Here is an 11,401-nt window from a genome sequence, read left to right as displayed (position 1 = left end):
CCTATTTAAGTGATGTGCTGAAAAGGCTGCCGACACATAAAGTGACCCAGATTGAAGAATTGCTGCCGCACTGCTGGAAACCTAAATCGAATTAAAAAATAGGTATGGGATTCAGCGGACGCTTACAGATATTAACGGGATCTTGTTATTTGTCTAGATAGAACGATGACTTAGGTAGCACTATTAAGCATTAGAACGACATCTTATGTCGCAAAATTATTTCTATGAAGTTTAGAAAAAATTATAATTTTTTTAGCTATATAGGACATTGATCAGCTAAGATGAAATTTAGTTGCCTAGTTCAATCATAACTTGATGTAATTATAGTGTGGGTAACGGATTTTTACTTTTGATAAAAAATAAGACTGAGAGACTTAACGTGACGCCTGAATCTAAAAATTTTGGTTTTTTAGCTGAGTACGATCCCTTATTCGTTGAATTGGCTGGGGCAGCAGAAAGGGCCTTTTATAGTGATCCTAATACAACATTGATTAAACTTCGCCAGTTGGGTGAGGCTATTGCACAGCATATGGCGCTAACACTTGGTATTGAATTTAATGAGCAAACTACACAGGCTGATTTAATTTATAAGTTAAGTGGTGAGCTGCGGTTAGATAAAGTTGTCCGTGATTTATTCCATACTTTAAGGATTGAGGGTAACAAAGCTACTCACCAATTTAAGACAAAACATAAAGAAGCTGTCAGTGGTTTAGTTATAGCGCGGAATCTAGCAATTTGGTTTCATCGTTCTTTTGGTAAAGCTGGGCCAGACTTTAAACCTGAACCTTTTGTGCCTCCTGTTGATCCTAGTCAACAATTGCGAGATTTACAGGCTGAAATATCGGAATTACGAAATGATCTGCAAAAAGCCAATGTTCAAATAGATTCTAGCCAGCAGTTAAATGATTTAATTGCTAAGGAAAAGTCGGAATATGAAGCATTAGCTTTAGCAATGGATGAAGCTGCTCAGAAATTTTCGGCTCAAACTAAAGCACATGAAGAGGCGCTTGCAAAGCAACAACGAGAATATGAAGAGAAGGTTAAGGAGTTACAGCAACAACTTTCAAATCAGAATGAAAAAGAAGTTTCTGTTAAACGTCAACAAATTGGTCGTAATGCAAGGGCTGCAAGTCAATCTATTGTATTAGACGAAAAGCTAACTCGTATTTTAATTGATCAGCAATTACAAGAGGCTGGTTGGGAAGCCGATACACAAGAACTGGATTATCGTAAAGGTGCTCGTCCTGAAAAAGGGCGGAATATGGCAATTGCTGAATGGCCGATGAAGGGAAATTTTAAAGGTCAACGTGCTGATTATGTGCTCTTTGTAGGATTAACGCCAATTGCTGTAGTTGAGGCAAAAAAAGAAAATCTGAATGTGGCTGGCGCTATCACTCAAGCTGAACGGTACAGTCATGGAATAACGATCGAAGCTCCACTACAAGGTGCTTGGCTGCTAGAAGGATTATCACAACCTTGGTCTGATGGTGTTGATAGCTTCTATCATATTCCTTTCGCTTATTCTTGTAATGGTCGCGAGTATTTCAAACAATCGGCAGAACAGTCTGGAACTTGGTTTAGAGATGTACGCAGTGTGAGTAACACTAGACGTCCATTACAATCCTTTCATAGTCCAGAAGGTTTATTAGATATCCTTAAACGAAGTAAAGAAGAGGCGCAGCAAAAATTAAAAGATGAGCCTTTTGGATATTTAAAAGTTCGTGATTATCAACAAAAAGCAATTATTGCAGTTGAAAATGCTTTATCTCAAGGTGTTCGTTCAGCGCTGTTAGCAATGGCAACAGGGACTGGTAAAACAAGAACAATTATTGGTTTAATGTACCGTTTTTTAAAAACAGAAAGATTTAAACGTATCTTATTTTTAGTAGATCGTACTGCTTTAGGTCAGCAAGCGCTTGATGCGTTCAACGAAGCTCCATTAGAGCAAAACTATACGTTATCTAAAATTTATAATGTAGCTGAGTTGGGTGATATGACTGCTGAAGCAGAGACACGTGTGCAAGTGGCAACGGTGCAGGCAATGGTCAATCGCATATTTAAGAGTGATAACCCACCTCCAGTTGACCAATTCGATTGTATTATTGTGGATGAAGCCCATCGGGGATATGCCCTAGATCAGGAAATGACTGAAGGCGAAATTGCAACACGTGATGCCGCTCAATATCTATCTAGCTATAGAAGAGTGTTGGACTATTTTGACGCAGTCAAAGTAGGTTTAACAGCAACTCCTGCAAAACATACGAGTGACATATTTGGTAAACCCGTCTATACCTATTCTTACCGAGAAGCAGTCGCAGATGATTGGCTTATAGATCATGAGCCACCGATTCGTTATGAAACTTTACTTTCTCAAAATGGGATTAAATTTTCCAAAGGGGAAAAGGTTAATGCGATCAATACACAAACAGGCTCAATCGAAAGTGCTGAACTTGATGATGAGCTTAATTTCGAAGTTGATGCTTTTAACCGTCAAGTAATTACTAAAGACTTTAATAGAGTGATCTGTGAACAATTAGCTCAAGAAATTGATCCATTTGGTGATGAGAAGACCATGATCTTCTGTGCGACCGATGCTCATGCTGATATGGTGGTACGTCTTTTAGGGGATGCTTTTAAAGATATTTACAATGGTGGGTATAATCAGGCCGCGGTCGCCAAGATTACAGGTAAAAGTGACAAGGTTGATCAACTAATTCGTCAATACAAAAATGAGAGATACCCGAGTATTGCGGTTACTGTTGACTTACTTACTACAGGGATTGATGTGCCTAAGATTTGTAATCTTGTGTTCATGCGCCGAGTGAAGTCTCGTATTTTATATGAACAGATGATTGGTCGTGCGACCCGTCGTTGTGATGAGATTGGCAAAACTGTTTTTCGTATCTATGACCCTGTGGATATTTATGCTGCTTTGCAAGATGTAAATACCATGAAGCCGTTAGTAAAAGACCCGAATGTAACTCTAGAACAACTCGTTGAAGAGTTAACAGATCCTGAAATGTTGGACAGAGCATTAAACTGCCCTGGTGAGCAATTAGGGGAAACTCATGCGCATGTTGTCCTGAGTCAGCTAAGCCAAAAACTAATGAGAGTTTTGCGTAAAGCTGAGAAAAAAGCAGAAAATAAGCCGTTATTAAAGCAAAAGTTAAATGAATTGCACGAACAGTGGGGTGTTGAGCCTAAGACACTTCATAAGTATTTACATGATCTAGGCCCTAAAAAGGCTGCTGAATTTATGATACAGCATTCAGGTTTAGTCAATCAGTTAGCTAAAGTTGATGAACTTCTTGGTTCTGACAGGAAGCCTATTATTTCAGAGCATCAGGATGAGTTGGTCAATCGAGAACAGACTTACGGTGCAAATCAAAAACCTGAAGATTATTTAGATCAATTTAATCACTTTATTAAAGAACAGTTGAACCAGTCTGTTGCTTTAGGGGTAGTAGTAAATAGACCTAAAGATTTAACTCGAGAGCAGTTAAAAGAAGTTAAGTTACTGTTAGATGGCAATGGATATAATGAGGCCAATTTGCGGAGTGCAGTTCTCCAGCAAACCAATCAAGATATCGCTGCGAGTATTGTTGGCCACATACGCCGTGCAGCTTTAGGTGAGGCATTAATTCCATTTGAACAACGTGTCATGCAAGGTATGCAGCGAATTTATAGTATGCATCCTTGGACATTAGCTCAACGTAAATGGTTAGAACGTTTAGCAAAGCAGCTTGTACATGAAGTCATTATTGACCGTGAGTTCGTTAATAATCGCTTTGGTGATGAGGGCGGTGCTAAGCAAATGGATAAAGTGTTAGGCAATCAGCTCGATACTGTTTTAGATCAATTGAGCGAAGCCATATGGTTTTCGCAAAGTGCGTAATTTTTTAATTTGGATTGACCATGACAAATAATGATATTGTTCAAAAACTTTGGAATCTGTGTGATGTATTGCGCGATGACGGCATTAATTACTCAGATTATGTGACTGAACTGGTTTTATTATTGTTTATTAAAATGGTTCATGAAAATACTGAAGCTGGCACCTTAAAGAGCCATCCTTTACCTGAAGGATGCCGTTGGGAAGATTTAAAAGGTAAATCTGGACTAAATCTACTTAATGATTACAAACGCATTCTATTGAGTCTATCAACTGGTAAAGACCATGATGGAAAACAGATCCATGAAGACCCACTAATTTCTGCAATCTATGCAGATGCGCAGACACGTTTGCGAGAGCCACGCCATTTAGAACAAATGATTAAGACCCTAGATCAGATTGATTGGTTTAGTGCCACGAAAGATGGTCTAGGTGATTTATACGAAGGTTTATTAGAAAAGAATGCCTCTGAAACAAAATCTGGTGCAGGACAATACTTTACTCCGCGTCCATTAATTAACAGTATGGTGCGTTGTTTAAAACCACAAGCTGGAGAAACAATTCAAGACCCTGCTGCGGGTACTGCTGGATTTTTAATTGCCGCTGACCAATATATTAAAGAACAAACAGATGATTTGTATGATTTAACTATTGATCAACAAAAATTTCAAAAGAATAAGGCTTTCGTTGGTGTTGAGCTTGTTCCTAGTACACGTCGTTTAGCCTTAATGAACTGCTTATTGCACGGTATGGAAGGTGATGATGAAGGAGTTATTCATTTAGGTAACTCTTTAGGGCAAATCGGACAGAAATTAGATAAAGTCGATATCATTCTTGCGAACCCTCCATTTGGTACATCGAAAGGTGGTGAAGCTAGTATTACTCGTGATGATTTAACCTACCCAACAAGTAATAAACAGTTAGCATTCTTACAACATATTTATCGTGGTTTGAAGCCGGGTGGACGAGCAGCGGTTGTATTGCCTGATAACGTTTTGTTTGAGTCTGGTGTGGGTACAGAAATTCGCCGTGATTTAATGAACAAGTGTAATCTTCATACGATTTTACGCTTACCAACAGGGATTTTTTATGCACAAGGTGTAAAAACGAATGTCCTCTTTTTTACGAAAGGCAGTGCTGAAGACAAACACCAAGAAGAAAATTGTACCAAACAAGTCTGGGTCTATGATTTGCGTACAAATATGCCAAATTTTGGTAAACGTACGCCCTTTACAGAGCAACATTTAAAGCCATTTGAGGTGGTATATGGTGATGACCCTAAAGGTACTAGCCCAAGACAAGAAGGTGAGTACAGTTTTGACGCTTTATCTGTAGAGTTAGCTAATGAAGATGCAAACCGAAATGTAGATAAAGAGTTGCCTCATAGCCGTTGGCATTGCTTTAGTCGTGAGTGGATTGCTGAGAATAAAGGTGATTCATTAGATATTAGTTGGCTCAAAGATAAAGACAGTGTGGATGCTGCGAATTTGCCTGAGCCTGAAGTTTTAGCGAGTGAGGCTAAAGAGGAGCTTGTGGTTGCATTAGCTGAGTTGGATGCATTATTAGCTGCTCTAGAAGGGGCTAATTGATGAGTTTGGAGTTGGATCTTCCATCGGGTTGGACACGTGCTAATCTTGGTGACTTTATTTCATTTCAGAATGGATACGCATTTAAAAGTAACACCTATATTGAGACTGGTGCTTTTGTGATTCGTATTGGGAATGTTCAAGATGGGTTTATTAGTTTAAATAACCCTGCATATATTGATGAGAGTGATTCAAGTGCACAAGCATTCAAACTTAGAAGCGGTGATATTTTAATTTCATTGACAGGGAATGTTGGGCGCGTAGCAGTTATCAATCAGGCACATTTGCCTGCTGTACTTAATCAGCGTGTAGCTAGGTTATTGGTTGACTCATCACTTGTTCATTCATTTATTTTCAATCTAATGCGCTCAGATGTAGTTCAATCAGCTGTTTTAAAAATGGCTAAAGGTGCAGCCCAACTTAATATTAGTACGAAAGATATATCTGATATTAGTGTTCAAGTTCCTCCACTAGCAGAACAAAAAGTCATTGCAGATAAGCTTGATACTTTGCTTGCTCAAGTTGAAAGCATTAAAGCTCGTTTAGAGTGTATCCCTGAGATTCTTAAACAACTTCGTCAATCTGTGCTTGCTGCTGCCGTGAGTGGGAAGTTAACGGAAGGGTGGCGGAGAATCAACACGAATCATGTTAAGCAAGATGTTTATTCTATTGATAAGTACTGGGAAAATGAATACAAGAAAAATAATAAAAAGTATAAAAAAATAGAATATCCCAAGAGTGGTTTTGATTTATCTGCATTTCCTGATAGTTGGGTCAAAACGAATGTTGGAAGAATATTTGATGTATATGTTGGAGCTACTCCAAGTAGACAACGAGAAGATTTTTGGAATGGCGAGATAAATTGGGTTAGTAGTTCAGAAGTTGGCTTTTGCCGAATTCAATCAACAAAAGAAAATATAACTGATGAAGGGTACAAATCCACTTCAACAACAATTCACCCTATTGGAACCGTTATGCTGGCAATGATTGGTCAGGGGAAAACTCGTGGGCAGGCTGCAATTCTGGATATTGAGGCATGTCATAATCAAAATACAGCAGCATTAAGGGTTCCAGAGAAAATTGCGAAGTCGGAGTTCTTATACTTTTATTTGCTGTATAAGTATGAAGAAACAAGACAAGTTGGTTCAGGGAATAATCAACAGGCCATGAATAAGGCAATTGTTCAAGGTCTTGAGTTTCCACTTCCTCCATTTGAAGAGCAAATCGAGATTGTTAATAAGATTGAATCCTTCTTTGAATACATTGAAAGAGTTGAAGGACAAGTCCAAGTAGCCTTAAACAGAGTAAATAACCTTACTCAATCCATCCTTGCTAAAGCATTTCGCGGTGAGTTAACTGTTGATTGGCGTGAGGCTAATCCAGAGTTAATCAGTGGTGATAACAGTGCTGAAGCATTGTTGGGCAGAATTAAAGTAGAACGTGAATTAGCTAAACCTGCTACAAAGCGTGGTCGAGGTAAAGCATAATGCGTTTACTTTCTTTAGAGCTTATTGGGCAATATAAGGGCTTAAAAGATCAGTATTTCGATTTTCAGAATACTGAAGGAAATATACTTGCATTAATCGGTTTAAATGGATCTGGTAAGTCGCAGCTTCTTGAGTTAATTGCAGAAACTTTTGCTTATCTAGAGCGAAAGCAGCGAGAAGATTTTATTACACGCACTCCATTACCATTTGGGGTAAATGTTCAGTATTTAATCAAAAGTCAGAATCAAACGGAAGATATGATTTTGGTGGATATTGATAAACAAGGTAATGTAAATTCCTATCAAATTACTGAAGATGGTGAACGACATCCATTGCTTTTGGGAGCTCCATTACCTGATTTTATTGTGGGATATGCTTCTGGGCTGAATGAAAATCTTCAGCGTGCTTTTATGAAAAACTCATTACAGTACTTTGAAATTAAAAGAATAAGTGCACAGCGTCAAAAACTACTAACTGAGAGTGTTGATGAAGAGCAAGTTTCTGAAATTAATAAAAAATTTCTTAAGAAATACCCTCATATATTCGATAATCTCTATTCTGAATATTACGATCAAGAGAACTATTTAAGTCTTAGAGAAGTTAATCCACAGCCAAGTAATCTAATATATCTAGATTATGATAGCACAAGCCTTTTGTTGTTGAGCCTTGTTCTATTACCTTTAGAAAAAGTTGAACATATATTAGGGGAATTGGGCTTTAAATATCCTATAAAGGCTAAGATTTATTATGATTTGAGATCGGGGGTTATCGATATAGATGCGATCCGTGATGTAAAAATGCTTGTAAGGTCTGTTGGGGAAAATAATATAACCCCCATTGGAAATAGAACGACTAATGATCAATTTGATCAATATGAGTTAAATTTTCTAGCTGGTATAATTGAGCTTGATTTTAGTAATTCGAGTATTTTGAATAATTTACGAGAAGCTAATTATCATGATCCTAGATCGTTTTTCCTAAGATTCTTGAAATTACAACAATTAGGGAATAAAAAATGGCCTATTACTAATAGAAGAAAGTTAGCTAAAGATGACTTTATTGAAACAGTTAAAACACCTTTGAAAACTCAGTTACCTTTAAGTATGGTTGAGCTGAGATTTCTGAACAATAAGAATCAGGAAGTATGTTTTGATGATCTTTCTGATGGTGAAGCTCAACTTATGCAGGTGTTAGCAGCTTCAACTATTTTTGGTCTTGGGCAGTCTCTCTTTTTATTTGATGAACCAGAAACACATCTTAATCCGTCATGGCGAACTTACTTCCATACCTATCTTGAAAAAGCATTAAATCTAAATGATGGGGGAACTGAAGATTCTCAAATATTTCTATCAACACATTCACCTTTTATGATTTCTTCACTTAAAAAAGAAAATGTTTTCTTTTTTGAGCGAAATCATAATGGTTTGATTGACTTAAAACCCGTTAATGAAGAAACCTATGGGGCTTCTTTTGATGTATTAATTAAAAGTTTTTTTAATCTTAAAACATTAATTTCTCAAACAGTAGTTGATGATATTAATCACAGATTGAAGGAAAGTCAAAAAGCAGAAAACTTCGATGATTTAAAACATTGGATTGAGCAGAACCTTGGTGATTCCATGGAAAAAGGATATCTATTGCGGAAACTTGAAAGCTAATGTTATTTCCTATTCATCCTGATACTCCTCAATGTAAAGTCTTTGAAATTTTAAATACAGAAGTCTTACATTTTTTAGAAAAAAGCATCAATGCTAAACGATTTAATCAGTCTTTATTTACCAGTTTTTCGGATGGATTAATAATAAAGAAGAGTGCTTGTTGGACAAATAAATTAACTAAGGAAAAATTTAAGGGGTTATGGAATGTTTTACCCAAAACTATTCCTGAAAGGCAAGCTATCTATCAGCAAATCTTTAATGCACAGGATGTTTGTAGTTTCTTTAATGATACAAATCTAGCACTTCCATTATTCACACAGGAAGTACATGATGCTCTAAAAAACTTAACGGCTTATCTTTACATTAAAACAAAAGATTTGGCAGATATAAAGAAACAGGCTGGGGAATCCATTGAGGAGCACTATCAGAATTTTATAATGCTCAATAGTGAGCTATGTTGGATATGTGGAACAGCACAACTTTCTCAAAATAGAACAGATATTAGAGTTGTTGACCAATGGCGTGCAGACTATGATCATATTTTATGTAAGGATACATATCCGGCATATACAGTGCATCCTGCCAATTTTATTCCTACATGCCATATTTGTAATAGTAAAGCTAAAGGGGCTAAGAATTTATTAGTTTGTCCAGAAACGTTGAATAGAAGAAAGGCATTTTATCCTTTAGTACCATTACGAAATTCATGCTGTACTTTTATTAAAACCCAAATCATATTGGGCCAGGATTTGAATGATTCTATGGTAAATATTAGATTAGCATTTGCAAAGATGACACCCAATATTGAAAATAAAATTCAAATTTGGGATGGTGTCTATCAAATATCAGCAAGAGTAACTTGTCATCTAACAACGCATTTTTATGAAAAAGTGGACTCACAATTAAGAGCGAATGATTTCAATGACTTTCAAGCACAACTTGAGAGGCATTCAAGGTTACCATCAGATTGTAGAAAATCTGAATGGAGCTTTTGGTGGTTTCGATTATATGAGTTTTTAAAAGATCAAGATAATGACTTTCTGTTGAAAATATGGAATTTTCTTGAATGGAAAAAAAAACGACATCAGCAAGAAGAAGTTTTGTCTTCAGTCTTTCATTTTTAAGAACTGTTATTTTTAATGTATTCTAATTATTAGAGTTCAGGTATTTTTTATTTGAAGGTGCGTTTGGGTATGTCTAAAAGTAATTTACATAGCATGAGGTGAAGGGTGCATCTTTTTTTAGACTGTGAGTTTAATGGTTGGCATGATCAAGGAACTGGTGAACTGATTTCATTAGGCTTGGTATCCGCTGATGGTAAATATGAGTTTTATGAGGCAGTTGGATGCAAAAATCCAAATCCCTTTGTTTTACAACATGTCATGCCAATTTTAGGGCAATCCACCATTCCTATGTGGGAGTTGGTTGATAAACTATGTAGTTTCTTATGGGAAGTAAATAATCAGGAGGAAGGTCTCATCACGATTGTGGCTGATTATCCTTCAGATATAGAGTTGTTTAACCGTATTTTGCTATTGGGACAGGGGCAATGTATCAACGTGCCAGTACTAGGCTTTTTGCTCGATTTATCACTTAGTACAAAAAATTCCAAGATTCCTCATAATGCGTTAGCGGATGCCAGAGCTTTGAGCCAAGATTATGCATCAAAGTTTCTTCAGTAAGTTTTTAAAATAAGTGTGCATTGACATACCTATCCAATTCACACTCATTACGGAATTCAACAGGGCTTTTTATAAGTTTCTGCGCTTTATTCGTTGAACATCTGATCTCTTAAAAAGACGGATTGGAGTTCCTGTTCCAAGATAAATAGGTTGGATCAGTCCCTGAGTGTGTAAATTGGTAATATGTGAGTGAGGCATACCTAGTAATTTACTGGCTTCAGCTCCCGTCATATAGGTTTCTTTCAACTTAAGTACTTCATCGACATCTTTTTGCTGAACGAGTTTCCAATACACCAGATTTTCTACCGTTAAAAAACCAGATTTGCACCAATATTCTCCTAACCAATTCACTGAGCAATTGAGTAGCTTTGCTGCTTGCTTAGTGGATATTGAGTTTTCACTCAGCAATTTATGCTTTAGTCGAAGGGCGGATACTTTGGGAATTTTAATGGACAAAGGATAACTGGTATCTTTAACGAGAATTCCTTTTTTAATCAAAACAGAAACTTTATTGGGACTAATGTTTAAGTGTTCTGCTGCTTCATTTAACGAAAAAAAATCTTGCTTTGTTTTAAGTGGAGTAACGCTTTTTTTAGGTCTACCTGTAAGAGTAGGATACTGTATTATTTTTTCAAGATCAGATTTTCTTAGGTGATTAACAGAGCTTATAAGATATATATTTACTGGGGAAGCATCGATATGTGGGCCTCGAATAGGAACAATTCCTATACTTGCTAGTTTTTCAACAAGATTTGTTGGATTAATGTCTAATTTCTTCGCAATTGTTGAGGCTAGGATATATTCACTCTTAAAACTTTCGAGTTTTGTAAAAGAATACCCTTCTGCTGCTTTAGCATCATTAGATAATCTGTCCAAATCAAACCATCCCGTATTTGCTAATTTACGTGCAGTTTCATAATTTATGTCGAGAATAGTTGAAATTTCCTTTAAATCTAATTGCTTGGGATGAGAGACTGTAAATAAAACTGTGTAAACGCTTAGACTATCCCTCAACGCTGTTAGGGGCAACACAGGTGTTTACCATGAAAGATGAAGCAATGCTGGCATTAGCCAAAGAATTTGCCAAGAACTTAAA

The 11,401-nt window shown here is 36.7% G+C and carries 8 protein-coding genes; 7 read left to right on the top strand and 1 reads right to left on the bottom strand.

What is annotated here, in order from left to right; translation table 11 throughout:
• From HYG93_RS18755 to HYG93_RS18725, 7 genes are all read left to right on the top strand, one after another.
• A partial coding sequence (locus tag HYG93_RS18755) for a transposase domain-containing protein (RefSeq protein WP_046889966.1) occupies positions 1-95 on the top strand: 95 nt, incomplete at its 5' end.
• A 284-nt stretch (positions 96-379) separates the two neighbouring features.
• On the top strand, positions 380-3,895 hold the full coding sequence (gene hsdR, locus HYG93_RS18750) for a type I restriction-modification system endonuclease (protein ID WP_178962774.1): 3,516 nt from the start codon (positions 380-382) through the stop codon (positions 3,893-3,895).
• Positions 3,896-3,915: 20 nt separating this feature from the next.
• A complete protein-coding gene (locus HYG93_RS18745) occupies positions 3,916-5,481 on the top strand; it encodes an N-6 DNA methylase (protein ID WP_178962773.1) in 1,566 nt (521 codons plus the stop codon).
• Positions 5,481-6,965 (top strand): restriction endonuclease subunit S, encoded by a 1,485-nt coding sequence (locus HYG93_RS18740; RefSeq protein ID WP_178962772.1) that lies wholly within the window; start codon positions 5,481-5,483, stop codon positions 6,963-6,965. The genes HYG93_RS18745 and HYG93_RS18740 overlap by 1 nt, the downstream gene beginning before the upstream one ends.
• Positions 6,965-8,623 carry an AAA family ATPase gene (locus HYG93_RS18735; RefSeq protein ID WP_178962771.1) on the top strand — a complete coding sequence of 553 codons (1,659 nt, stop codon included), beginning with the start codon at positions 6,965-6,967 and terminating at the stop codon, positions 8,621-8,623. The genes HYG93_RS18740 and HYG93_RS18735 overlap by 1 nt, the downstream gene beginning before the upstream one ends.
• Positions 8,623-9,747 carry a hypothetical protein gene (locus HYG93_RS18730; RefSeq protein WP_178962770.1) on the top strand — a complete coding sequence of 375 codons (1,125 nt, stop codon included), beginning with the start codon at positions 8,623-8,625 and terminating at the stop codon, positions 9,745-9,747. Before HYG93_RS18735 ends, HYG93_RS18730 begins: the two co-directional genes overlap by 1 nt.
• A gap of 105 nt (positions 9,748-9,852) precedes the next feature.
• Positions 9,853-10,305: a 3'-5' exoribonuclease gene (locus HYG93_RS18725; RefSeq protein ID WP_126132109.1), complete on the top strand. Its 453-nt coding sequence runs from the start codon at positions 9,853-9,855 to the stop codon at positions 10,303-10,305.
• Between the two features lie 69 nt (positions 10,306-10,374).
• On the opposite strand, the gene HYG93_RS18720 is transcribed toward HYG93_RS18725, so the two are convergent.
• Positions 10,375-11,337 carry a hypothetical protein gene (locus HYG93_RS18720; RefSeq protein WP_256733501.1) on the bottom strand — a complete coding sequence of 321 codons (963 nt, stop codon included), beginning with the start codon at positions 11,335-11,337 and terminating at the stop codon, positions 10,375-10,377.
• Positions 11,338-11,401 lie beyond the last annotated feature (64 nt).

This window comes from Acinetobacter sp. SwsAc6 (genome assembly GCF_013391565.1).
GTDB classification, from domain to species: domain Bacteria; phylum Pseudomonadota; class Gammaproteobacteria; order Pseudomonadales; family Moraxellaceae; genus Acinetobacter; species Acinetobacter cumulans.
The sequence above is the reverse complement of the archived record's forward strand: the minus strand, read 5'-3'. Positions and strand labels throughout refer to the sequence as shown.

Bases quoted from the DNA above. Each gene is read 5' to 3' on its own strand.
- HYG93_RS18745 (WP_178962773.1), top strand. From the start codon at position 3,916: ATGACAAATAATGATATTGTTCAAAAACTTTGGAATCTGTGTGATGTA.
- HYG93_RS18740 (WP_178962772.1), top strand. From the start codon at position 5,481: ATGAGTTTGGAGTTGGATCTTCCATCGGGTTGGACACGTGCTAATCTT.
- HYG93_RS18735 (WP_178962771.1), top strand. From the start codon at position 6,965: ATGCGTTTACTTTCTTTAGAGCTTATTGGGCAATATAAGGGCTTAAAA.
- HYG93_RS18730 (WP_178962770.1), top strand. From the start codon at position 8,623: ATGTTATTTCCTATTCATCCTGATACTCCTCAATGTAAAGTCTTTGAA.